This is a genomic window from Secundilactobacillus silagincola, assembly GCF_002583405.1.
GTDB classification, from domain to species: domain Bacteria; phylum Bacillota; class Bacilli; order Lactobacillales; family Lactobacillaceae; genus Secundilactobacillus; species Secundilactobacillus silagincola.
The window spans coordinates 297,485-321,786 of the sequence record NZ_BCMJ01000002.1; the positions used below are offsets into that span (position 1 = coordinate 297,485).

Below are 24,302 nucleotides of genomic sequence, written 5' to 3' on the forward strand. Positions count from 1 at the left end.
GTAAAATCCCGAGAAATCGGGATTTTTTCTTTGAAGAAAATTAATGCATCAAGTTGAAACCTTCTAATATTAGTTTAGATTCTTGTCCGTTTATTCACATATTGAATTTGGATTGGTAGGTCATCACAATGGAATTATCGTGGACGCAACATGAAATCTGATTGTGGTATATTTAACGCATGATCTGTTTCATGTTCTTCTATAGTAGAACTGAATAAAATTACTTGATAGGTAATTTAGGATTGTTGTTATATAGGGATTCTTTTAGTCTAGTCCCCGCACCAGCGGGGGTGATCCTCTGATAATTTAATAGCTCATTTACTTGTCGCTCTAGTCCCCGCACCAGCGGGGGTGATCCCTCGTCTTTAGTGGCGTTAGCGTTGTAAGCAATCTAGTCCCCGCACCAGCGGGTGGGGTGATTACGCTGCATTGACTGCGGCCATCATGATTTACGTAAAGACGATCTCGTATGTTATGATAATTGCAATAGTTTTCATAACCAATCCCCGCATCAGCGGGGGTGATCCAATTAGTATGAGGATCTTTGTTAGGACAAATGTGCTTCCCCGCATTAGCGGGGATGAAGGTATCCATTATCGGATACTTTTTATATTTTAAAAAATAAGAACATTAGAATGAGAATAAATAGTGATTAATGAAAAGGAATGTGTTATCCTTTAAATAACGAATTAGGAGAGGTTAACTGTACTTCATTTTAAATAAAATCTTATAAAGGAATATCAAAGGTAATCAAATGCTAAACACTTATAAAGTTGAAATTAAGCCAACCGCCAAACAAACATGGCTGATTGATTCCCACATTAGTGGTAGTTGCTTGGCCTATAATCTATTCTTAGATATCAATAAACAGCGTTATGAACAGGATTATTATTATTTAGATGCTGATGCTTTTAATAAATGGTTTAATCATGAATATCTTGAAGCTAATCCTGATGATATGTGGATCAAGAATTTGTATGCTAAGTCAGTTAAACAGGCATTTATAGATGCTGATGTGGTCATGAAACGTTTTTTCAATAAACAGAGTGTTTTCCCTCATTGGCGGTCATTTAAGTGCGGTCAAGGTAGTTACTACTTTGTTAAGAACAATAAAACGTCTATCATCTCCTGTCAGCATCATCGGATTGAGTTGCCGAAGCTTGGTTGGGTATGCTTAAAAGAAGTCGGTTGTATTTCTACCAATGCCGATTATTTCGTGATTAAGCAAGGCTGGATCAAATTCCAGGCTGGTCGATATTACTTGACCTGTTTAGTGGAGTAAACAAATCGACCACAGTAGAATTAACCAGTGAATCTATTGGTATTGATTTTGAATTATAAGAATTTGTTATTCTAAATGAGGGTATTTGTATCATAATCAGAATTAAAGCAGTCGGATAAAACGTCCGTACAGACTGCAAAAAATATTCCAGTAGTATCAAGCACTGAAAGCTAGAAATCAGAAAGAAGGGAGATCTGCTACTGAATTAAATCTAGCTAAAACTCAGTGGAAAGTGTAAGGCTTCTATCAACGTCTTACTAACATTTAATCTGATTATCAAAGTTACCCACTGTGGTGAGGACCAAACTACAGCGGGCAAAAAGTCCTAAGAAAATTTGAATGTTAAAGGTATACAGCATTTAGCTAAAGTGGTTAAGTATCCTAGGAAAACTAAATAGACGTTTTGAATCAACTTCTAAAGTGTGTCACTAGTGTGATCATAGAAAGATTGATTTTGAAACTAAAAGAGCGAGTGTACGCATATCAGAGCTGTGATTATATCGAAGATTACGATATTAATGCGGTTCTAAATATTAAAAACTTTGAATTAGCTTACTAAAACTGTTTTCAAAGTATGGTACCAGTGATTAGCAGGGTATTAATGCCGGACTATTATATCAACGGTATTAGCGAGTTTGATATGAGACAGAGTAGGAAGAAGCAAAGATATTCTACAATTTTTTATAACTTATTAACGGTAGGTGAGATAGTGGACTTAATATCAGAAATAAACAAATTAGATTCAAAAGTTGTCAATCTTTGGGCTAAGAAAAGAACAGTAGACGGAGAACAGCTTTGGCTTCCTTTGATGGCACATTTAGTTGATACTGAGCAAACAATTAATTGGCTGTGGAACTATTGGCTTAGTGAGGGTACGAAACAAATCATATCGTTTCAGTATGGTGAAGGTATTTCACAGAAATTAGTGAAATTTATTGGTTTTAGTCATGATTTGGGTAAAGCAACTCCAGTATTTCAGAAGAAACCATCGTATGATGGAGGAAATTCAATTGATGAAATTTTGATGGAACGGTTGATCCAGTCGGGGTTCGAGGGACTCAAGGGAGCAAGCTTTAAATTTCCTAAAAAATCCCCTCATGCACTAGCCGGAGAAGCCCTATTGATGAATGTACATGTTCCAGAATCGGTAGCGGCTATTATCGGAGGTCATCACGGTGATGCCGGGGATGAAGTTCCTTTTAAACAAATTGGTGCTAATCGTGCTAACTATGAGCAAACTGCTGGTCATACTATCATTGATTCAGTGTATAGAGAAAATTGGAAGCGGGTTCAAAATGAAATTATCAATTTTGGTCTCAAAATATCCGGATTTAATTCGGTTAGTGAAATTCCAGAAGTCAATCAAACACAAGCTGTGTTGTTAGAGGGATTATTGATAACGGCTGATTGGCTGTCATCGGGTGAGTATCTGAACAATGATTTTAATAAACCGCTTTTTCCGCTAATTTCAATTGAAAAAGGACTATTCGATATTGATCTGAAAGAAAGATTTCAGACAGCGATAACGAATTGGGATTTTGGGGGAGAGTGGGATCCACAAAAGGTAAACATACAAGATGACCCTTATCGTCAAAGATGGGGATTCAATGCCAGACCAGTGCAGACGGTGATTACAGAGGCAATTGAAAAAGCTGATGACCCGGGAATAGCTATTATCGAGGCACCTATGGGAATTGGCAAGACTGAAATTGCTCTCGTTGCAGCTGAGCAGATGGCATATAAGGGCAAGCGAGGTGGTTTATTCGTAGGATTACCAACTCAAGCAACTTCAAATGCGATGTTTAGTCGAGTCCAAGATTGGCTTGAAAAACTGGCTAAGAAGCAAAACGAAAACTTTCCAGTTAAATTAATGCATGGTAAGGCAGAATTTAATGATGCGTATACCAACTTGCCGGAAGCATCAGATATCTATGAAGATGAAAACATAAATGCTGATGGTTCCGTAGTTGTAAATGAGTGGTTTTCAGGTAAAAAATCCATACTTTCAAAATTTTCAGTTGGAACTATCGATAATTTACTTTTGATGGCACTCAAACAAAAGCACCTGTTTCTAAGACATCTTGGATTTAGCGAAAAAGTGGTCGTTATAGATGAAGCTCATGCATATGACGTCTACATGGATCAATATTTGGATGAATCTCTTAAATGGCTTGGTGCTTATCATGTACCGGTAATTGTTTTGTCTGCAACCCTTCCAAAAGCTAAGCGGGTAGAATTTATTAAGGCATATAACCGAGGAAAGTTTGGTAAGGGAACTGAACCAAAGAACGATGTAGATGAAAAGGAAAATTCCTGGAAAGATTCAGAAGCGTATCCATTACTGACGCTTTTAGATGGAGATGTTGTCAAGCAAATTTCTGAGTTTCCTGGGGTATCCGATCAGCTTCCACTTCAATTATCCGTTTTAAGAATGTCGGACGATGAAAGTGAGCTAATTGAATCTGTCTTAATGTCTATTCAGGGAGGTGGAATTGCAGGAATTATTGTTAACACAGTTCAAAGAGCTCAAGAGCTGGCGGAACTTGTACCAACGGATATTAAAACAATAATTCTTCACTCGTCCTTTTTGGCGCCAGATAGGGCTAAAAAAGAAGTAGTATTACTGAATACGATAGGGAAAAATGCTGATCGGCCACAAAAAATGATAGTGATTGGCACACAGGTACTTGAACAGTCATTAGATATCGATTTTGATATTTTGTACACCGATATTGCTCCTATGGATTTGATTCTTCAGAGAGCTGGTCGACTTCATCGACATCGAATCAGTCGACCTGAAGCGCTTCAGGTACCTAAATTATTTATTATGGGCGCAATGACGGTGGGAGATTATGGGGATCAGAATGAATCTGTTTATGAGAAATACCTTTTGATGAGAACGGATTATTATCTGAAAGATAAAATTAGTTTACCTGATGATATTTCAAACTTGGTACAACATGTTTATGATTTTGATAATGATCCCGAAATGACTGGAATTGACAAATCTAAATCGAAATTTGAAAAACATCTTGCTGATGAAAAATCGAAGGCGATGGGTTTCCGGTTATCGGATCCAGGAAAGAGTCGGAGAGATACTTTACATCAGTGGCTAAAGCGTATGCATACAAACGTGGATGAAAATGACCAAAGAGCTGCTGCCGCTGTGAGAGATATAAAAGAGTCAATTGAGGTTATCTTACTTCAAGAGAAACAAGGCGTTGTTTGCTCGGTTGATGGTACTCCAATTAGTCAATGTCCATCCAGAGTAGTGGCAGAACAACTAATTAGATTACCTCCTAGAGTAACTTTGCCAATTGGTGACTATATTAAGTTGCTGGAGGATATGACAAGTAGCAGGTTTTATAGTTGGCAAAAGGATAAGTGGTTGAAAGGTTCACTCGCTGTTGTTTTAGATGAAAATTTGGAAACAACTCTTGGACCATGGCAATTAAAATATTCTTCCAATTACGGTTTAAAGTGTGAAAAGGAGGTTAACAATGGTGACTAAGTCCTTTAATTTAACGACAGAACCATGGATTAAGGTAATCGAAACAAAAAGTAATCAAACGAAAACAGTTTCTATGATTGATTTATTTGAAAACGCTCACTTGTATTCAAGGTTGGCAGGTGAAATGCGGTCTCAGGATTTAAGCCTGATGAGGCTTTTACTTGCTGTTTTGCATACTGTCTATTCAAGAGTGAATGCCATAGATCAGCAATATAGCTGGGTAAGTGTTGATTCTAAAAATTTACTCTTAAATGATTCAACAGAACAGGTTACACCCGATATCGATGACTTATTGGATACCTGGCAGGGCATATATGACCAAGGATCGTTTACCAAATCTGTAAGCCAATATTTAAAAGCAAATGCATCATATTTTGATTTCTTTGGGAATCGCCCGTTCTATCAAGTCACTGAAACCGAATATGATAGTTTTGTACCAAAAAAGAAAAGTGTGGCGACCGGCACGGGAACTGTTGCAATTAAACAAATTAATCGACAGATTTCAGAAAGCGCAAATACTCCAGATATTTTTGCGCCTAAGTCGGGAATGGCTAAAAATAATGTTGATTTACCAGAATTGGTCAGATGGTTAATTATGTATCAAAGTTTTACTGGGGTTACTGATAAGACAAAAGTCGAAACTGATGAAAAATTTTCTACATCGGCTGGTTGGGTTTATAGGCTAAATCCTGTTTTCGCTAAGGGTAACAGCTTATTTGAAACACTGATGTTGAATTTAAATTTAGCTGATGATAGGAATTTAGCACCTCAAAAACCCGTCTGGGAATATGAAACTATTAGTCAATATATTGAAGAAAGAAAAAAACAGCTTCCACCAACTAACTTAGCATTTCTGTATACCCTATGGGCTAGATTAATTCACATTGAATGGGGTGAAAATAATAATCCAATAATATTTAGTGCTGGATTGCCTACTTTTGATAGTGAAAACGTGTTTTTAGAACCAATGACTGTATGGCGTAAAGATTCTAAGGCTTCCAAAGGAGGATCTGATGTCTTTAAACCTGCTGTAAAAGGAATAAGATCACTAGGAATAGCTATGTGGAGAAACTTTGGACAGTATATTAATGTAGATAAGGCTGATGATAATAATCAACCAGGAATTGTATCTTGGCTGCAACTATTAAAAAACGATAATTTAATTGACCGTCAGAAACTGCTTCACTTGGAATCAGTCGCGTTAATCAGTGATGGTAATGCAACATCACAATCTCCGGTAATGGAATCTTGTGATGACATGGAAATTAATGCAGACATTCTTTTCGATTCAGATGAAGTTGATTATTGGCCTGAACGAATTGAGGAAGAGGTTGACGTGGCACAGAAGGTTGGCAAAGACTTTTGGTCATTTGCGGCTAATATTGCTACTATTCGAAATTTGGATTCAAGAGACTTTGCAGGTAAAGTTAGTTCCGCATTTTACGATCAGTTAAACAATCCGTTTAAGTTGTGGCTTGCTTCACTTTCAAAACAAGATGATCCTGATGAAAAAATTGATGAGTGGAGAAATATTTTAAAAAGGATAGTCATTAATTCAACTCAACAATTGTTAATGAGTAGTTCACCTCGGGATATTAGCGGAATTATTGTTGATGGTAAAAATGACACCCGGAAACTTTTAAACATCTTCACAGCTAAGAACCAACTAATGGGTAAAGTGAATAAAGATTTGAATATTCAGAAGGGGTGATATGGATGAATAAGGCAATCGAAGCGAAAGTCGCAACGATTAAAATTATTAATGCTCTATATAATGAAAACAATGTAGATAAGGCCACACTTTCAAGTTTAAGAGGAGCCCCAACTATCGTCAGCCAAAGAGCAGAAACAGTTTGGCCAATAATGCTTCCTTATATGGCTGAGGATTTACTAAGTCCAAATGGGAGACCATCTTGGGGCGAGAACGCAGTGTATACCGCAACGAGATTATTTGCTTTGTATCAGCAAGGCAATGATCAACTTGTCTATGCACCATATGATAAGGAAAAAAGCGAAAGTGGGAAAAACTTTTTTAGTGCATTAGCTGTCTTGAGAAGAAATCCTGATTCGCGGGATGCATTGGATAGACGTGCGCAAGCGTTATTTGGAAGTAGTAATTTTGGTAGTGTCGTACATTCGTTAACACAATTAGCCAGTATTTTAAAATCAAATAAACTTGGTATCAAAATAGATTTTCCGGTGTTGGCTCAGAATTTATTTGATTTTCAAACCAGTTTTGAGAATGCAAGCACTGTAAAGTTACTATGGGGACAAGAGTACTACGCTGATATACACGAGACTAAACCTGAAGGGACGAAATAATAATGACAAATACAAACCTATACGTTGATGTAAATGTTTTACAAACTGTACCATCATCAAACATTAACCGAGATGATACTGGTGCGCCAAAGACGGCTATCTATGGTGGCGTCACGCGAGCAAGAGTTTCATCACAGAGTTGGAAGCATGCAATGCGAGTTTCATTCAATAAAGATGGTGTTACGGCTGGTGTTCGGACTAAAGAAGTGGCCTCGATGCTTGCAGATGCTTTGAAAGAATTGAACGATTCTATGAGTGAGGATGACGCAATGAAAAAAGCCGTAGAAACACTTACAGCAGCTGGCATTAAAGTCAACAAAGATGGTCAAACTGGAGCTTTATTGTTAGTAAGTCATGGTCAAATAAAAAAATTAGCTGAATATACGATTAACAATGACGAAATTGATAAAAAAGACGTTAAGGCCGTTCTGAAAGGAACCCAGTCTCTAGATTTAGCATTATTTGGTCGTATGGTAGCTGATAATCCTGAACTTAATGTCGATGCTTCAGCACAGGTAGCCCATGCCATTTCAACGCATGAAATTGTGCCAGAATTCGATTACTTTACTGCTCTGGATGATTTACAACCAGAAGATAATTCAGGTGCGGCAATGCTGGGGACGATTGAATACAATTCTGCTACTCTATATCGGTATGCAAATGTGAATGTCAAAGAGTTGGCTGAGAATATTGGTAACGATGGTGCATTAAAAGGTGTTGCTGAATTTATTAAACAATTTGTACTTTCAATGCCAAGTGGCAAACAAAATACGTTTGCAAATAAAACGCTGCCAAGTTATGTAATGGTCGCAATTCGAACTGATACACCAGTTAATTTAGTATCAGCCTTTGAAACACCGGTAACATCAAATCATGGTTATGTAAGTAAATCCATTACGAATCTTGAAAAAGCTAACTCAGATGCGCAAAAAATAGTTGATAAGCCTTTGCTCACAGTGGCATTAGATCAAAAATCTGTTTCTGCCATTACTGATCAAGCAGAAAACTTAACCAACTTATTGAACCAAGTCACTGATAGTCTTAAAGAGGTGATGCCGGATGAAGACACTAACAATTAGATTAACGGCGCCTCTACAGTCATACGGTGGTGCAGTTTCTTTTGCTAGACGGACAACCCAAGATCATCCTTCCAAAAGTGCCGTGATTGGTATGATTGCTGCTGCTTTGGGATATCGCAGAAATGATGATCGAATTGTACAACTGAATGAACTGAGTTATGCGGTACGGGCTGATCAGGTTGGCAGGACCTTAACCGATTTTCAAACAGTTGAATGGAAAAAAGATAAGAGGAAGATCACTTACCGTGATTACCTGCAAGATGCTGTTTTCATTGCTGCAGTGGGTAGCGAAAATGCGGAATTAATTGATCAAATCCATGACGCTTTGAAAAGACCAAAATTTCAGCTCTCGTTGGGGCGACGTTCAAACGTACCGGCAGGTGTTCTTAAAATGGAAGAATTTCCAAACTCAGATCCGGTTGCCACTTTGTCTGAAATGGTTTGGCAAGCTTCCAGCATAATGCAAAAAAAGCGAAAAAGAGATGCTGAGGTAAAAGTTGAAATATTTTCGGATGCTAATCTTATGCCAGATTGTCATGAAAGTATGGCGAAGGATAAGGTCATCTCCTTTGATCAAAGAAATCGGCGTTTTGATTTTAGAGCTGAGGCTTCCAAATTTGTGGATGTTGAAAATCCTTTTTTTGAGGGAAATATTCAAGATACTCAGGGTGCTCAGAAATAGGGAGGAAGAGCGATATGTTTTTATCAAGAGTTCAGGTCGATACAGATAATCGACGAAAGATAAAAGATCTTACCCACTTAGGAGCCTATCATAACTGGGTTGAGCAGAGCTTTCCTGACGAAATTGAAGCGTCTGTACGCAAGCGACACTTGTGGCGATTAGATCGAATTAATGGGAATCTCTATCTTTTAGTGCTAAGTGATGAAAAACCTGTTACCGAAAAAATGGAAAAGTATGGTGTACCCGGTAGACTCGTAACGAAATCGTATGATCGGATGTTGAATTCTTTAACTGAAAATCAACAAATGAGATTTAGAATTACAGCCAATCCAACATACTCGGTTTTTCAATCTGGAGATAAGAGAGGGAAAGTTTACCCCCACGTGACAGTTGAACAACAGAAAAAATGGTTCATGAGTAAGGCAAGTAAAAATGGATTTGAGATTTTACGTCATGATACAGGTGACTTGAATGACGAGAACAGCTTTGTCTTTGATATCATTAGCCGGGATCGTCCGATATTAGGACGCAAGAAAAATCGTAATGTTCGTCTTAGTCGAGTAACTTTTGAAGGTATTTTAAGAATCAAAGATGTGGACTTGTTCAAGCATATGTTAGTAACCGGAATTGGACGAGAAAAAGCATTTGGTATGGGATTAATGACAATTATCCCGTTGGAGTAATAAATGAAATCACAACCAGGGGCTAAGAAACCCGAAATCTCAGAACTTAGTAGAATCAAAGACCGCGTTACTTTTTTATATTTAGAGCATGCAAAACTAAATCGTCAAGATAGTGCAATTGTGGTCGCTGATAGTAAAGGGACGGTGTTTGTTCCTGCAGCTATCATCAGTGTTTTAATGCTTGGACCTGGGGTGGATGTTACGCATCGCGCGATGGAGCTAATGGGTGATTCTGGAATGAGTGTGGTTTGGGTCGGAGAACGAGGAGTCAGACAGTATGCTCATGGACGGTCTTTGAACCATTCGTCATTACTAACAGAAGCACAGGCAAAATTGGTGTCGAATACGCAATCGAGATTAGCGGTCGCCCGTAAAATGTATCAGATGCGGTTTCCTAATGAAGATGTTTCAAAATTATCAATGCAACAGCTTCGAGGTAAGGAGGGCGCCAGAGTGCGAAGAGTGTACCGCCAGCAATCAGAACGAACAAATGTACCTTGGTCAAGACGAGAATATAATCCTGATGACTTTAATTCTGGAACACCGATCAACCAAGCTTTGACTGCGGCACATCAGGCTCTGTATGGGCTAAGTTATAGTGTAATTGTTGCACTTGGGGCTTCACCAGCCTTGGGCTTTGTTCATACTGGTCATGATTTGGCGTTTGTATATGATTTTGCAGATTTGTATAAAGCTGATTACTCAATTCCAGTCGCGTTTTCGATTGCGTCTCAATATAGTGAAAATGATGATATAGGTGCACACACTCGATTAGCAATGCGGGATGCGTTTACTGATGGTAAATTAATGATCCGGATGGTAGCTGATTTAAAAGCGCTGCTGGGTATTAAAACTGAAAATGAGGCCGATATTGTTAATCTTTGGGATGATCGGCTGGGACTCCAAAAATTTGGTGTTCAATATACTGAATACGAGGGAAATGATAAGCGGTGATCGTCGTCACATTGACTAAGGTTCCACCCTCATTGCGTGGAGATCTGACAAAGTGGTTCCAAGAAATTCAAACTGGTGTTTATGTTGGTACTGTTAGTGCAAGAGTAAGAGATAAATTATGGGATAGAATTATACGAGATATTGGGCATGGTGAGGCAACGATGGTTTTCAATGCTCAGAATGAATTTGGTTATCAATTTCGTACAACCAGAAAAGATCGTGAGGTAGTCGACTTTGATGGTATTCCGTTAATGAAAAGGCTCAACTCAGTTAGGGCACCGGTTAAACACGGTTTTAGTACTGCAGCCAAATACCACAAGGCTCGTATGTATTCAAAGATAAGAAGCCAGCCGAACCAAAATAAATTAAACGATTCGTTTGCCTCTATAGATATTGAAACTACTGGATTAGATGTTATTCACGACAAAATAGTTTCAGTTGGTGCGGTGAAGAGGTCAATTAATGGTGAATTTCAACAATTTAACGCCTATGTAAAGATTGATGATCCCATGCCCCCCAAAATCTCTAAACTAACTGGTATTACTAATGAAAAACTGAATCATGAAGGCAGAAATTTGAGTGAGGTATTGAATGAGCTAACGAAATTTGTTGGTGATGATGTGATTGTTGGTTATAATTCATCTTTTGATGACGAATTTATATCTGCTAACTTGAGAAGATTAGGGCAGCCTATTTTGACTAATCGGCTTGTTGATTTGTTACCTATTGTCAAAAAGCACAACAAGTTTCTCGATAACTTTAAATTATCAACGATTTTGGGTGAGTATGAGATTGTTAACTCTCATCCACACGATGCATTGTCGGATGCAAGTGCAACAATGAGGCTTGCAGAAGAACTGATTAAAAAAGGGCAATTAGTAATATGAGATTGCTGATTTAACGGGATCTTTTTAGTATATTCCCCGCATACGCAGGGGTGATCCTACTGTTTTGACCGTTGGCCATTTGACCAATCAATATTCCCCGCATACGCAGGGGTGATCCCGCCGATATTTCAAAAGACCAATTACCCTTTGAATATTCCCCGCATACGCAGGGGTGATCCTATTTCTGTTGCCCTGTTGCATTATCCCGAATGATATTCCCCGCATACGCAGGGGTGATCCCTCATATGTAAGTCTTGACCTGAACAAGTCATTATATTCCCCGCATACGCAGGGGTGATCCCAATCAGCTGGTCATGCTTGTACTCGTAGCCAAATATTCCCCGCATACGCAGGGGTGATCCTCAAAGCTGTATGTTTCGCTCTTAATCCATTTAATATTCCCCGCATACGCAGGGGTGATCCCAACCGTGACCTGGATAACTTCGACGGCGGAAAATATTCCCCGCATACGCAGGGGTGATCCTATTTACATCTACTAACGATTTGTTTGAGAGCCATATTCCCCGCATGCGCAGGGATGATCCCATGATAAGATACAAGCGTTAAAGGTTTCACACATATTTCCCGCACTGGCGGGGGTGATCCCATTTCAATTCACGCACTCCTCGAAAGAGTGTGGTATTTCCCGCACTGGTGAGAGAGTGATTCCAAGCACGCTCAAAACGCATTTGATAAAACCGAGTTTTCCCCGTACCAGCGGAGGTGGTCCTATGAACTGATTGGTGGAGTTGTCCTGCGTTTCGTGGCCCCTGCATTTGCGGGGTTGATCCTGTTTCAGAACGACTTACGACGGTCTATCGATTGTTTTCCTGTGTACGGATTGATTCTTTATTGTCCATCGTCATCGTCCTCCCCGCACAGTGGAGGTGATCCCCCTTGAAACCTGGGATAATAATTATGGTATTTGATTCTTCCCGCACTAGAGAGGCATAGCATTGAATTCTTTTTAAGCGCAATAGTGGTTCTGAATGGTACGAAGTTAATGAATGAAATTTAAGTGTTTGTTTCAAGTATTAGAGCAATTTAGCCAAAATCGAGTAGTATTGAGTTCAATTCATTTAATAGGGTAAAAAGTCTTCCTATTATTTTCTGAAGGGGGTTCAAACATGAAGCATCATTAAAATAGCGTGGGCCAAATTCATTGGTCTCACGCCATTTGTTGTATCTTATTTAGTTCCAGCTGGTTCTATTTACCTTCACCCACCACCATCTTCTCAATAAAATACCGATGAAACCGCTCATCTCCAGTCAACTCCGGATGAAACGCGGTCACCAACACATGGTCCTGCTGAGCAGCTACGATTCGACCATTATCCAAAGTTACCAAAGCTTCGGCAGGTTTTTGAACAGCTGACAGGTAAGGGGCACGGATAAATACGCCGTGGTAAGGTTTCGACCATCCTTTTACCGTTAGTTCAGTTTCAAAACTCTCTCTTTGCCGCCCAAAACCGTTACGTACTACTGTTCCATTTAAGCCGTTCAATAAGTCGGGTTGAGCTAATAACACTAGTCCGGCACAAGTGCCAAATACTGGGAAGCCCTGTTGGACCAGTGTTTTTAACGGTTCGAACATCTGCTCTCGCACTAACAGCTTGCGAATCGTGGTACTTTCACCACCAGGGATGATCAGGCCATCGAGATTTTTCAAGTCTGCTTCGGTTTTAACCGGTCGTGCCGTGACGCCACATGCTGTTACCATCTTTAAATGTTCACTAACTGCACCTTGAAGTGCTAATACACCGATAACCACACGCATCACCCCCGTCTAGATTCCGCGATCAGCCATTTTTTGGTCGTCCGTCAAAGTTGAGATATCGATACCCTTCATTGGCTTACCCAGATTTTCGGAGACTTTTGCGATTAATTTCCAATCGGTAGGGTGCGCTGTTGCGGTGACAATCGCTTTGGCGAATTTTGCGGGATTTTCAGAATGAAAAATACCGGAACCAACGAAGATACCATCGGCGCCTAAGTTCATCATCAGTGCAGCGTCAGCGGGTGTAGCTACACCACCGGCTGCAAAGTTCACAACGGGTAATTTACCTAAATCATGAACTTGTTTGACTAAATCGTAAGGTGCTCGCAAGTCGCGGCTGATTGACATTAATTGGTCAGGGTTTGCGCCAACCACGTGACTGATTTGTTCGTTAACTTTTTCCATGTGGCGAACGGCTTCGATGATGTTACCGGTACCGGGTTCACCCTTGGTTCGCAACATCGAAGCACCTTCACCGATTCGGCGGAGTGCTTCGCCTAAATTACGGCAGCCGCATACGAAGGGGATTTTATAGTCATTTTTATTAATGTGGTAGTTGTCATCCGCGGGAGTTAAGACTTCACTCTCGTCTATGTAGTCAACACCAATGGCTTCCAGAATTCGCGCTTCAGCGATGTGGCCGATCCGCACCTTCGCCATGACTGGGATGGTGACGGCATCCATGATAGCCTTGATCATCGCTGGATCAGACATCCGTGCTACACCACCTGCTGCTCGGATATCTGAAGGTACCCGCTCCAGCGCCATCACGGCGACGGCACCAGCAGCTTCCGCAACCTTAGCCTGTTCCACGTTAGCGACGTCCATGATGACGCCGCCTTTTTGCATCTGTGCCATACCTCGTTTAACCGTAGTTGTGCCTGTTTCTGTCATAATCAAGCCCTCTTCTCTAGAAATTAGTTACATACTAGGGCACAGCGTTTATAATAGAAACAACCAATTGGATGGTAAATTACCCATCCAATTTAATCAAAGAGGGTGACAACATGAAGTGGCAACTTCCAGGTGGTTCGCAAGCGTTATACATCAAAGTGATTACGCTGATTACGGACGCTATTAATAATGGTGATCTGATTCCTGGCCAGCAGTTACCGGCAGAACGGCAATTAGCTCAGATGCTGTCGGTGAATCGCTCGACCATTCAGCAGGCGTTAAACGAATTGGTCAGCAACGGGCTATTGACCCGCAAACGTGGCAGTGGCACTTGGGTCAGCATGGATAAGTGGGGAATCTTAACTGAAAATGTCAATTGGCGAATGTACCTTGCCGCTAATCGATTTGGTGATCCTGAGAGTTATTTGCAGCAATTACGGGAACTGGAGTCGGATCCGCAAGCAATTAACCTGGCGCACTTTAACATTCCTAATAAAATGGCGTTACCCGTGTCACTCAATCATGTTTCAGCTAAGCAACTGGCTAAACAGGAAAATCACGTGGACATTAGTGGTGCCGCGGATTTGAAGCAACAGTTAGTTTCCCAATTATCGCCATTATTACAGCATTCATTTAGCGCGAATCAACTGCTGATTACTTCTGGTGCCCAACAGGCCTTTTACCTGATTACGCAGGGTTTATTATCTTATGGTGACGCCATCGCCATCGAAAAGCCGTCGTACTTTTACCAACTCACGCTCTTTCAGGTGGCCGGTATTCGGGTTTACGGCATCCCATTGATGGCGGATGGTAGTCTTGATCTAGCGTATCTGCGGCAGGAATATTACAAGCACCGGTTCCGTTTCTTGTTCGTTAACCCAAATGGTCAAAATCCAACTGGGCAAATGATGCCGCTGGCTAAGCGAAGAGCGTTGATTAGAACCTGCCAAACGTTGAAGTTACCCATCGTGGAAGATGATCCCTTTGGCATTACGGATGCAGTATCGGATAATCAGTCGGAACCGCCATTGAAAGCCTTGGACCCTGATAACGTGCTCTACATTGGCTCATTATCGTCCTTAGTCGGCAATCAAGCACGGATTGGCTGGCTCCTGGCACCATCGTTTATCGTCAATCAGTTGGCAGATATTCGCCAGCAAATGGAATCTGGCATGAGTATCTTTCCACAAATCATTGCCAGCCAGTTTTTAGCCCAACCGGATCTTCAGCAACAGATTCAGCAGCAAGCTACCCAGTTGCGAGAAAAACGGCAACTCTTACAGCAAGCGCTAAAGCCATTTGCTGATCGAGATCAGTTAAGCTACCAGTTACCGGCAAATGGGAATAGTTTTTGGGTACATCTAAACACGACTCATCCGCTCAGCGTCACTGACTACAACCAGTTTCTGAAGCAGCGGGTACTTGTCAGACCGGACTTTTTATTTGGTTCACACCAAAATAATCTGCGAGTGGGGTTCGCTAATTTAAGCGCGGAACAAGTACCACAGTTGCAGGAACGGTTACGGTCAATTCTGGCGAGATTGTAGCATTGTATAGGCACGTATAAAACCCCGAGGATAGCGAGTCCTCGGGGTTTTATAGTTATAATTAGTTAGTTATTAACTACCTTGACCAGTAACACTTACATCTTGAGCAACGATTGTAGGTACAGTATTCGAACCACCGGATTGGGTATCATACTCTTCACGACCGCCTAGCACACCTTTGACGGTGACGTAATCGTCTTTGACGGCTTCAGTGGTATCAGGATAATAGACCGTGAATATTTCATCTGCGTAGTCATCCGTATATACTAATAACTCAGTAGCACTGCCGCTTTCGTTAGCTTGAAGAACTTGAGCGTTTGTGATGTTGTAGGATTCACCCTTATAATCATCAGATTTAAGCAGTTCACCATATGAGTAATTATTTCCAGCGGCTTCCGTGGCATCGTAATCGGTAGCAGAAATACCCGCCACGGGCTCATTTGTAAAATCACCGGTGTCCTCGGAGTCTTCAGAATCAGAAGAATCATCGGCATAATCAGAATCGTCATAGTCAGAAGAATCATCCGTATCATCGCTTGAACTATCAGAACTGCTGTTATTATAAGCCGTTGCAGTTCCAGTAGCGGAGCTAGAATGGTGATTACCATAAACTGCTAATGCGATGAAAAGGACAGCCAGTGTAGCAAGAATAGCCCATATCCGTTTAGTTTTCCGCTTTGCCTTTTTTGACTTGCGTTTCTTTTCTGGAGCAGGTAATGATGCTTTTGTTAAGTTATTTGAAGAGGTATCAGTTTTCTCCTGATGATCGCTACTTTGAGGAGCAGATGATTCGACTGATTGGTCTTGCTGCTGTTCTGTATTTGAAGCATCGATTTTTACTGGTGGCTGTTTGGCACCACAGTATAAGCAAAATTCGGCTTCATTAGGTAATTCTTTACCGCAGTTAATACAATATCTCTTTTCCACTATATATTCCCCTTAATGTACAAAAATAAGTGCGTGTAACAAAAATATTTCTCATCTTGTCTTCTATCTTTGTTAACAGAGGTAGATAGGGTTAGATGAGTGTAAGAATGAAACGAAGTGAAACATTGGTAATGTATGCAGGTGAATCTAAATCAGAATATCCTTATCCTCTCCATTCCTCTAATGCACGGTAGATCACCCTCTCGAATGTTATCAATCAAATCAGGTAATCGGCAAATAACGTTATTTAAAACACACGAAAACAATTAATGAAATCTAAAAATATGATCCAAGTAATAGTGTTGGTGAATTAATTGATGCTCATTAACTATTTTAGTTTCTTATCTTTAAATACGTTCATCGTTAGCGTAAGTTTTAAGTATATCAAAATTGAAGGTGAATTGGAGTACTTTTTTGCAGACAACAGAAATAGATGGAGAATTGTGATGACTGCTCTTTAAGGTGCATATGAATTGATATTTCAATGAAGTGTAAATGCTATATTGACACGATTTATTAAGTTTACTAGTATTAGCAGTATAAAATACTAGTATTATTAGTGTTTAAAAAAATCGTTAGGGGATGTTTTTATGGGGAAAACAATGCAACGGTTAATCAAACAGGGACTAATGGCTTTTTTGCTGATGGTGATAACGATCGTGGGTGTGAATGCTGTGATGAGTCACGCAACGGTTTCAGCTCAGGCGGCAGTTAAATCCAAAACGTATAAGACTGTGCCCAAGAGTCTCCAGGGAACTTGGTATCATTACGACAAAGGGCATGGTTTGTACAAAATTACAGTCAGAAAGAGTTCACTTTCTTATGGTTATAAGAAACAATATACGATGCACAATTTGCTGGTGATTAAATACTACGCGAAGCACAAAACCAGTTTTTATAATATCTCCAGCAAGTCAAACATTGGGCCGGGTATTAATTTGTTCTCATACACCATGAAAATCAATGGAAAGAAGCGGCACGTTCTTGCTGAACCCTCACAGGGTGCTGGAATCAGGCTCTTTGTATATACCAGTTTTAAGACGAGTCATGTTTATACCGCACCAGCATCTTTGCAAAAACATTTGGCTTGATATTGGGGATTGAAATTAAATTGGGGGGGATTCCACAATGAAAAAAGTAATTTTACCAGTCACACTATTATCGGTGTTTTTACTTGCTGGCTGCGGCAATCAAAGTGCTAAGAGCGCTAAAAGTTCGGATAGTAGTCAGAAAACAGCCAGCAGTAAAGTTGTCTCAAGCAAGAAGTCGTCTCAAAAAGTCACGCAATCAAGTCAAAGCAGTAGCAGTACAAGCAGCGTTTCCTCGTCAAGCAGCAGTTCATCTTCACAGGCGGCGAATGATAGTACAATTGTTAAACAGTTTGTAACGGGTCGAACCTTTACGATTCAGCCTGAACTGTATAATGGTGAGGACGTTAATAAAGCCATGGACGAGCAGAAGGCACCACAGAATATCGTTCATGACTATACAGTTTCAGTAACTTTTGATCATCCGTCACAGGCGCTGCTTAAGTATATTTTGGAAGTTCATCCAAGGCATACGCACTATACAGTAAATAATGGGATACTCAAAGTTGGCAAGTACAGTATTCCTTATGCTATCAATGGCAAATCTGTGACCTTTTTACCGTGGAAAGCTTCAGATGGTCAGGGAGGTACAATTACTTATCAGTTTACGAGCAACTGAGTTTGAGAATTTTAAAGAAAAATAGCGGCATACATGAACGTGATCGAGTTCATGTATGCCGCTATTTGTCTCATAAGGAGATAATGAAATAAGTTCTACTTCTTTTCATCAACCAAAACCGTACCTTCAGGTGGATTCTGATCCAGCGCGCCCACAATAGGGTGGGGTTGATACGGTGCTTCCAATGCTTTAATGTCATCAGGAGTTAAGGCCACTTGCTGTGCTTCAACGGCCTCCCGTAAATGTTCCGCTTTAGTGGCGCCCACGATTGGCGCAGCCACGCCTTTAGCCCACAGCCAAGCTAAAGCGACTTGACTCATGGTAGTGTCGTGCTTTTTAGCAATTTTGGCAACTTGGTCGATAATTGGTAAATCAATATCTTCTACGTTATCGTACTTTCCTTTTGCCACTCTATCAGTACGGCTACGTAGAGTATCAGTTGACCAGCCTGTATGACTGAGATGTCCAGCAGCCAAAGGGCTATATGGCATCAGCGAAGCACCCCATTGCTTGCAGGCAGGAATTAATTCTTTTTCGTCTTCGCGATACAAAAGGTTATAGTGGTTTTCCATGGTCTGAAATGTTGCCCAGCCGTGATCTTTAGCCTTCTGCTGCATGGCGTTGAACTGTTTGGCGTACATGGCACTAGCACCGATTGCACGAACTTTACCGCTGACGACCAGGTCATTTAAAGCACTCATGGTTTCTTCAATGGGCGTGTCATAGTCGAATCGATGAATAATATATAGATCCAGATAGTCCGTACCCAACCGTTTCAAGCTCCCGTCAATTTCACGTTCAATGGCTTTGCGACTGAGGCGGCCAGGGTTGAAGTAGACTTTTGATGCGATGACCACTTTATCCCGGGTAACATTTTGACCTAAGGCTTGTCCTAAATACGTTTCGCTGGTGCCTTTAGAATAAGCATTGGCTGTATCAAAGAAGTTAATCCCTAAATCTAGTGCTGTCTTGACCATCTGAGTGGTTTGATCAGCATTCAATGTCCAATCGTGCATGGTGCCGGGTTGACCGAAACTCATGGCGCCAACGCAAAGCTTGGAGATTTCGATATCCGTATTGCCTAGTTGAGTTTGTTTCATTATTTTCGTGTACTCCTTTCTAATACAAGTGATTGAATCATCTTTACTTATCAGTAATTGTAGTCCTTCGAGTGAGCTATAAAGCAAATATAACCACAAAAAAATTGCCGAGAGATTAATCTTTCGACAATTTTTTATCATGTTTATTTAAGTTAAATTACCGCTTGATCATCCGGTAGTTTTCATCATAAAACTTACCATTGCGGATGTCATCGGTCATGCCTTCGTATGGTTCCGCAGCAATGACTTGATCGTTGTTTTGACCAGCATCGCCAATGTAAGTGATGTTAGCGAATTCTGGGACAACCATCTTTGGATAAGTTTCGTACTTTTCACGAGATTCTTCCATTAAATCAATGTGTTCGTTTTGGTAAGTTACGGTGATTTCTGGATGATCCTGAACCCACTTTGGGAAGAAGATGGTGCCGTTTAACTTATGTTCGTTGGGAACAAAGTCCAAAGCAACATCAGTCCCGGTTGGTTCCGTCCAGGCAATTTTGTAAATGCCGGCAGTTAACAAGTTGATGTGAGCCTCTTGGTCAGTAACCCAACGACCTGCAACCATGCCACCGTGAATCCGGTAGTCAACGGTGTGGTCGTTCTTAGCGTACCATTCGTATTCCCAACCGTTATCGTAAGTGTAAATGAAGTGGGTGCCCAAAAAGTCATCCAAGGTTTCGAAGTGTTTGTCCATATGATTTAAATTAGCCATTATAGTTTCCTCCTGTAATTTCGTACATGTAATTAATTACATGTTTTAGTTGACTTGATTATGGTATACTTATCTCATTCAAACGTCAAGGAGAAATAAACAGTAACTGTTTTGCTGTAAAAGGATATAAATCTTTGTAAAGTGGTGCTTCTATCCTATTCCGTATTAGTTGATAGCTTTTATGTAGTGATTTATATGAATTTCATTAAAAGGCTTTTTGGGATAAATCCATCCCGTATAATATGAGGGACACCTCATCTTGGTGATTAAATTCAATAAGGCGGCACAGTTAATGTTACTCACCTATAAAGTCGAAATTAAGCCAACTGAAAAGCAAGCCTGGCAGATTGATTGTCATATTGGTGGCAGTCGTTGGGCCTATAACCTGTTTTTGGATATCAACCGACAGCGTTATGAACAAGGTTATTATTATTTGAATGCCTATGCTTTTAGCAAGTGGTTTAACCATGAGTACCTTGCAGCCAATCCTGATGATATGTGGATCAAGGATTTATATGCTAAATCAGTTAAACAGGCCTTCATTGATGCTGATACGGCTATGAAACGGTTCTTTAAGAAGCAGAGTGGTTTTCCACATTGGCGCTCGTTTAAGCGCGATCAAGGAAGTTACTACTTTGTTAAGAATAGTAAAGTACAAGTGATTGCCTGCGAACGTCATCGTATTAAGTTACCCAAGCTTGGCTGGGTTCGTTTAAAAGAGCTCGGCTACATTCCTACAGACTCAGAACACTTCGTTATTAAACAAGGCCGGATTAAATTCAAAGCTGGCCGTTATTACTTGACTTGTTTAGTGGAACAGGCCGAAATACTAAACCTAGCATTAACCGGTGGGCCCATTGGCATTGACCTTGGTTTGAAAGAGTTTGCCATTCTAAACGATGGCACATTGTATCCCAATAAGAATAAGAGCAACCAAGTAAGACGTATCAGAAAACGTCTGCGACGGTTGCAAAGAAAAATGTCCCGTCAGTATCAAGCACTGAAAGCTAGAAGACAGAAAGAAGGAAAGTCTGCTACTGATTTAAATCTAGCCAAAACTCAGCGGAAAGTGCAACGCTTGTATCAACGATTAACCAATATTCAGTCGGATTATCAAAATAAGATTATTGCCCATGTGGTGAGAACCAAACCGCAGTGGGTAGCCTTAGAAAACTTGAATGTTAAGGGTATGATAAAAAACCGTCATTTAGCTAAAGCTATTAGTTACCAGGGCTTCTACAATTTTAGAATCAAATTAATCGCTAAATGCCAGCGGTTGGGCATTCCGGTACACTTAACTAACCGTTTTGAACCAACTTCTAAAGCGTGTCACCAATGTGGCCATAAGAAAGTTGATTTAAAACTCAAAGATCGGGTGTATGAATGTCAGAACTGTAATTATACTGAAGATCGTGATATTAATGCCGCCCTGAATATCAGGGATACTGAAAACTTTGAATTCGCCTACTAAAATAGGTTTCAAAGCATGTACCGGTGGCTAGCCGGGAATTAACGCTTGTGGACTATCATATCAACTGTATTAGTGAGTTTCATGCGAGGCAGGATAGGGAGAAGCAAGAATGATCTATAACTTTTTATAAGTTATCAGTAGCAGAAATTATCATGGCTTTACGCAATGTATTACAGTTCATCATTTTAGGCCTACTGGATCAGCAACCGTTGACTGGTTATGAATTGACTAAGGCCTTTGATTCAGACATTGGCGAGTTTTGGTCCGCTAATCATAGTCAGATTTATCCCCAACTGCGCCGCCTAGAACAATCCGGCCAGATTACTCACGAAGAAGAAGTCAGTGGTGAAAAACTGGCTCGGAAGCGGTATGCCGTTACAGCGGATGGTCGCGGTGCCTTAAACGATTGGCTTTCTGCTGAAACTGAACCGACCGTTGGCGGACGAGACGAATTTGCGGTAAAGATGTACTTTATCAAAACCCCAGATGATCCCAGGCTGGCGCATATGCTGGCCGCGCAATTAAGGTTTCACGAGCAGAAACTGGATCATTTAAAAATGCAGATGACCCGTAAGTTTCCTGATGGACAAAATAACAACGATTACGGCCATTATCTCGTGCTGGATCATGCCATCCGTCGGGAAACGGCTTATTGCGAGTGGCTAGAGTCGGCTAATCCTAATCAATAGAAGCAAATCTATACTTTCAATTAAGATTAAGGGCTAAATCTTTACGAATCTTCGTGAAGGTTTAAAATAAACTATGCAATTGCATACAATTGTGTTAAACTGCTTTTACTCATCAATCAAATTATAATTTCAGCAACTTTAAAGGAGAAATAGGCATGACAAAAACGGTCATTATCACCGGGGCTAATTCTGGTCTTGGTTTTGAAACCACGAAACAAATTGCGGAGAAGGGCACCGATTATCAGCTGATTATGGCCTGTCGGAACATGGAAAAAGCACAGGCAGCTAAAGATGAAATTCTAAAGGTTGTCCCTGACGCCAATCTCATTTGCCTTGAATTGGATACGTCGTCATTAGCAAAGGTTCGCGCATTCGTTGAAGCGTTTAAAAAACTAAACGTGCCGCTCTACGGCTTAGTCTGCAATGCCGGAATTGCTGGTCGGACAGTCCACAAAACGGATGACGGCTTTAGCGACATTTTCGAGACGAATTACCTGGGTCATTTTCTGTTAACGCAACTGTTATTGCCACTGATGAATGATGTCAGTCGAATTGTGACCGTCAGCAGCGAGCGTCATGACACGCCATTGAAGGGCGTAGCTTGGCCTGGTGTAGGGGCGTTGGCATATGGCGGTAATGCACAAGTGGATAGTATGAGCTATCCCTTCTCGAAATTATGTATGATTTTATTTAGCTACGAACTAGAGCGTCAACTGGCTAATGCCGGTAAAAAGATCGTGGTCAACACGGTGAACCCAGGATTGATGATTGAAACTGGGTTATCCAAAAACAAGTCACGTTTTACCCCAGAAGTGGTTAAACAATTTGCTGATATTATTGGCACTGCCAAAGATTCTGGCAAGATGATCACGGATTTGATTTGTGACGACAAATTTGCAAAGGGGCCAACTCAGTATTTTGATCGAAGTAGCGACAAACCCGTTGCTTCATCAAAGTTGTCTCATGACGAGCAGGTCCAACAGGAACTCTGGGACTTCAGTATGAAGGCTGTCGGGTTAAGTAAATAAGGTGAATTCAAACGAATAGGCAATCACTGTCACTCGAATTTGGGTGGTCAGTGGTTGCCTATTTTATTAATGTGTTATTATTAAAGTAACAGTATAATTTAACCATTAAAATAGGTCAGTTCAGTATGGAGGGATCACGTATGAATTATTTAGTCACGGGTGCAACTGGGCATCTAGGTAGTAAAGTCATCGCAAATTTAATCAGGAACGTGGGCGCTGATTCTGTAACCGCGGCAGTTCATACGCCTGCCAAAGCAATCGCACTGAAGGAGCAAGGTGTTAACGTTGTCCCGTGTGATTACTTAGATGTAACAAGCATGACGAAGGCTTTCACAGGTCAAGACGTGGTGATTTACATTCCAAGTAAAACTTATGAGGTTCTGCAACGCGTCACGGAATTTGAAAATTCAATCAAGGCGCTACAAAAGGCTAATGTGTCCAGCGTGATCTTTGTTAGCTTCTATGCTGATCAGGAAAACAATCCGTTTGTGATGTCACCGTATTATGGTTACGCGCCACGAAAACTAGCGACAAGTGGCTTGCACTATGCGGTGATCAAGAATTCATTATATGCGGATCCGTTAGTGCCTTATTTACCGGAATTAATTGAACGTCAAAAGCTCATTTATCCTGTGGGTGATCAGGCCATGAGTTTTATCACGTCGGCTGATAGCGCAGAGGCGATTGCGTCCTTAGCGACTCAGCCTAACTTACGGGACGCTGGTCAAAGTTATTTGTTGACGCAAGATAAGAGCCTGACCATGCCTGAACTGGGTCAAATCATGACTAAGGTCACTGGTCATACCATTGGTTATCGACCAGTGACGACACAAGAATTCGGTCAAATTTATGCGGAGGAGGGCGATGGTGAAGAACTTGCCAGCATGTATGCTGCTGGGGCGTTGGGTTTGTTTGATCAGGTAACACCGGATTTCAAGACGATTACGGGTCATGCTACTGAAGATATGGCTAGTTTTTTGGAGCGAAACTACATTGAAAAATAATTAGATGATTTAATTTAAAAAGCACTGCCACGAAAATTAAAGTGAC

General features: G+C 40.7%; 21 protein-coding genes and 1 CRISPR repeat array. Of the genes, 16 read left to right on the top strand and 5 right to left on the bottom strand.

Annotation, left to right across the window (positions count from 1 at the left end; translation table 11 throughout):
* Positions 1-754 precede the first annotated feature (754 nt).
* The 9 genes from CES82_RS03230 to cas2e all read left to right on the top strand — a co-directional run bounded on the left by CES82_RS03230 (position 755) and on the right by cas2e (position 11,400).
* A complete protein-coding gene (locus tag CES82_RS03230) occupies positions 755-1,282 on the top strand; it encodes a helix-turn-helix domain-containing protein (protein WP_098823888.1) in 528 nt (175 codons plus the stop codon).
* 601 nt (positions 1,283-1,883) lie between these two features.
* A complete protein-coding gene (cas3, locus tag CES82_RS03235; RefSeq protein ID WP_225364830.1) occupies positions 1,884-4,793 on the top strand; it encodes a CRISPR-associated helicase Cas3' in 2,910 nt (969 codons plus the stop codon).
* Entirely contained in the window at positions 4,783-6,504 is a 1,722-nt protein-coding gene (locus CES82_RS03240) for a type I-E CRISPR-associated protein Cse1/CasA (protein WP_098823889.1), read from the top strand. The genes cas3 and CES82_RS03240 overlap by 11 nt, the downstream gene beginning before the upstream one ends.
* Before the next feature lie 5 nt (positions 6,505-6,509).
* Positions 6,510-7,115 (top strand): type I-E CRISPR-associated protein Cse2/CasB, encoded by a 606-nt coding sequence (casB, locus tag CES82_RS03245; RefSeq protein WP_098823890.1) that lies wholly within the window; start codon positions 6,510-6,512, stop codon positions 7,113-7,115.
* A gap of 2 nt (positions 7,116-7,117) precedes the next feature.
* Entirely contained in the window at positions 7,118-8,194 is a 1,077-nt protein-coding gene (cas7e, locus tag CES82_RS03250) for a type I-E CRISPR-associated protein Cas7/Cse4/CasC (RefSeq protein ID WP_098823891.1), read from the top strand.
* On the top strand, positions 8,175-8,876 hold the full coding sequence (cas5e, locus tag CES82_RS03255; RefSeq protein ID WP_098823892.1) for a type I-E CRISPR-associated protein Cas5/CasD: 702 nt from the start codon (positions 8,175-8,177) through the stop codon (positions 8,874-8,876). The genes cas7e and cas5e overlap by 20 nt, the downstream gene beginning before the upstream one ends.
* A 14-nt stretch (positions 8,877-8,890) precedes the next feature.
* Complete coding sequence (cas6e, locus tag CES82_RS03260; protein WP_098823893.1) at positions 8,891-9,559, top strand: type I-E CRISPR-associated protein Cas6/Cse3/CasE; 669 nt, start codon at positions 8,891-8,893, stop codon at positions 9,557-9,559.
* A 3-nt stretch (positions 9,560-9,562) separates the two neighbouring features.
* On the top strand, positions 9,563-10,513 hold the full coding sequence (cas1e, locus tag CES82_RS03265) for a type I-E CRISPR-associated endonuclease Cas1e (RefSeq protein WP_098823894.1): 951 nt from the start codon (positions 9,563-9,565) through the stop codon (positions 10,511-10,513).
* Complete coding sequence (cas2e, locus tag CES82_RS03270) at positions 10,510-11,400, top strand: type I-E CRISPR-associated endoribonuclease Cas2e (protein WP_098823895.1); 891 nt, start codon at positions 10,510-10,512, stop codon at positions 11,398-11,400. Before cas1e ends, cas2e begins: the two co-directional genes overlap by 4 nt.
* Positions 11,401-11,429: 29 nt before the next feature.
* A CRISPR array of direct repeats spans positions 11,430-12,006; the repeat unit is 28 nt; unit sequence ATATTCCCCGCATACGCAGGGGTGATCC.
* Positions 12,007-12,607: 601 nt separating this feature from the next.
* Here cas2e and pdxT read toward each other — a convergent pair.
* Positions 12,608-13,177: a pyridoxal 5'-phosphate synthase glutaminase subunit PdxT gene (pdxT, locus tag CES82_RS03275; protein WP_180245640.1), complete on the bottom strand. Its 570-nt coding sequence runs from the start codon at positions 13,175-13,177 to the stop codon at positions 12,608-12,610.
* A 9-nt stretch (positions 13,178-13,186) separates the two neighbouring features.
* Complete coding sequence (gene pdxS / locus CES82_RS03280; RefSeq protein ID WP_098823897.1) at positions 13,187-14,071, bottom strand: pyridoxal 5'-phosphate synthase lyase subunit PdxS; 885 nt, start codon at positions 14,069-14,071, stop codon at positions 13,187-13,189.
* 113 nt (positions 14,072-14,184) lie between these two features.
* Here pdxS and CES82_RS03285 point away from each other — a divergent pair, with 113 nt between their 5' ends.
* A complete protein-coding gene (locus tag CES82_RS03285; protein ID WP_098823898.1) occupies positions 14,185-15,618 on the top strand; it encodes an aminotransferase-like domain-containing protein in 1,434 nt (477 codons plus the stop codon).
* Positions 15,619-15,690: 72 nt separating this feature from the next.
* On the opposite strand, the gene CES82_RS03290 is transcribed toward CES82_RS03285, so the two are convergent.
* Positions 15,691-16,545: a zinc ribbon domain-containing protein gene (locus CES82_RS03290; protein ID WP_180245641.1), complete on the bottom strand. Its 855-nt coding sequence runs from the start codon at positions 16,543-16,545 to the stop codon at positions 15,691-15,693.
* 590 nt (positions 16,546-17,135) lie between these two features.
* Here CES82_RS03290 and CES82_RS03295 point away from each other — a divergent pair.
* Positions 17,136-17,636, top strand: coding sequence for a hypothetical protein (locus CES82_RS03295; protein WP_098823900.1), 501 nt, complete (start codon positions 17,136-17,138; stop codon positions 17,634-17,636).
* Between the two features lie 37 nt (positions 17,637-17,673).
* Complete coding sequence (locus CES82_RS03300; RefSeq protein ID WP_098823901.1) at positions 17,674-18,252, top strand: hypothetical protein; 579 nt, start codon at positions 17,674-17,676, stop codon at positions 18,250-18,252.
* Positions 18,253-18,347: 95 nt separating this feature from the next.
* Here CES82_RS03300 and CES82_RS03305 read toward each other — a convergent pair whose 3' ends face one another.
* Positions 18,348-19,352: an aldo/keto reductase gene (locus tag CES82_RS03305; protein ID WP_098823902.1), complete on the bottom strand. Its 1,005-nt coding sequence runs from the start codon at positions 19,350-19,352 to the stop codon at positions 18,348-18,350.
* Positions 19,353-19,509: 157 nt separating this feature from the next.
* On the bottom strand, positions 19,510-20,046 hold the full coding sequence (locus tag CES82_RS03310; protein ID WP_098824015.1) for a phenolic acid decarboxylase: 537 nt from the start codon (positions 20,044-20,046) through the stop codon (positions 19,510-19,512).
* Positions 20,047-20,326: 280 nt separating this feature from the next.
* Here CES82_RS03310 and CES82_RS03315 point away from each other — a divergent pair, with 280 nt between their 5' ends.
* From CES82_RS03315 to CES82_RS03330, 4 genes are all read left to right on the top strand, one after another.
* The gene (locus CES82_RS03315) at positions 20,327-21,535 is read left to right on the top strand and encodes an RNA-guided endonuclease InsQ/TnpB family protein (protein ID WP_225364831.1); all 1,209 of its coding nucleotides are present in this window, start codon (positions 20,327-20,329) and stop codon (positions 21,533-21,535) included.
* 152 nt (positions 21,536-21,687) lie between these two features.
* Complete coding sequence (locus tag CES82_RS03320; protein ID WP_098823903.1) at positions 21,688-22,224, top strand: PadR family transcriptional regulator; 537 nt, start codon at positions 21,688-21,690, stop codon at positions 22,222-22,224.
* 155 nt (positions 22,225-22,379) lie between these two features.
* Positions 22,380-23,252: an SDR family NAD(P)-dependent oxidoreductase gene (locus CES82_RS03325; RefSeq protein ID WP_098823904.1), complete on the top strand. Its 873-nt coding sequence runs from the start codon at positions 22,380-22,382 to the stop codon at positions 23,250-23,252.
* A 140-nt stretch (positions 23,253-23,392) separates the two neighbouring features.
* Positions 23,393-24,256: an SDR family oxidoreductase gene (locus CES82_RS03330; protein ID WP_098823905.1), complete on the top strand. Its 864-nt coding sequence runs from the start codon at positions 23,393-23,395 to the stop codon at positions 24,254-24,256.
* Positions 24,257-24,302: the final 46 nt, after the last annotated feature.

Coding starts and splice junctions, on each gene's coding strand:
- CES82_RS03310 (WP_098824015.1), bottom strand. CDS start 20,046: ATGGACAAACACTTCGAAACCTTGGATGACTTTTTGGGCACCCACTTC.
- CES82_RS03240 (WP_098823889.1), top strand. CDS start 4,783: ATGGTGACTAAGTCCTTTAATTTAACGACAGAACCATGGATTAAGGTA.
- cas1e (WP_098823894.1), top strand. CDS start 9,563: ATGAAATCACAACCAGGGGCTAAGAAACCCGAAATCTCAGAACTTAGT.
- CES82_RS03230 (WP_098823888.1), top strand. CDS start 755: ATGCTAAACACTTATAAAGTTGAAATTAAGCCAACCGCCAAACAAACA.
- pdxT (WP_180245640.1), bottom strand. CDS start 13,177: ATGCGTGTGGTTATCGGTGTATTAGCACTTCAAGGTGCAGTTAGTGAA.
- cas3 (WP_225364830.1), top strand. CDS start 1,884: ATGCCGGACTATTATATCAACGGTATTAGCGAGTTTGATATGAGACAG.
- CES82_RS03300 (WP_098823901.1), top strand. CDS start 17,674: ATGAAAAAAGTAATTTTACCAGTCACACTATTATCGGTGTTTTTACTT.
- cas5e (WP_098823892.1), top strand. CDS start 8,175: ATGAAGACACTAACAATTAGATTAACGGCGCCTCTACAGTCATACGGT.
- CES82_RS03325 (WP_098823904.1), top strand. CDS start 22,380: ATGACAAAAACGGTCATTATCACCGGGGCTAATTCTGGTCTTGGTTTT.
- CES82_RS03330 (WP_098823905.1), top strand. CDS start 23,393: ATGAATTATTTAGTCACGGGTGCAACTGGGCATCTAGGTAGTAAAGTC.
- CES82_RS03320 (WP_098823903.1), top strand. CDS start 21,688: ATGGCTTTACGCAATGTATTACAGTTCATCATTTTAGGCCTACTGGAT.
- cas7e (WP_098823891.1), top strand. CDS start 7,118: ATGACAAATACAAACCTATACGTTGATGTAAATGTTTTACAAACTGTA.
- CES82_RS03285 (WP_098823898.1), top strand. CDS start 14,185: ATGAAGTGGCAACTTCCAGGTGGTTCGCAAGCGTTATACATCAAAGTG.
- casB (WP_098823890.1), top strand. CDS start 6,510: ATGAATAAGGCAATCGAAGCGAAAGTCGCAACGATTAAAATTATTAAT.
- CES82_RS03305 (WP_098823902.1), bottom strand. CDS start 19,352: ATGAAACAAACTCAACTAGGCAATACGGATATCGAAATCTCCAAGCTT.
- CES82_RS03295 (WP_098823900.1), top strand. CDS start 17,136: ATGGGGAAAACAATGCAACGGTTAATCAAACAGGGACTAATGGCTTTT.
- cas6e (WP_098823893.1), top strand. CDS start 8,891: ATGTTTTTATCAAGAGTTCAGGTCGATACAGATAATCGACGAAAGATA.
- pdxS (WP_098823897.1), bottom strand. CDS start 14,071: ATGACAGAAACAGGCACAACTACGGTTAAACGAGGTATGGCACAGATG.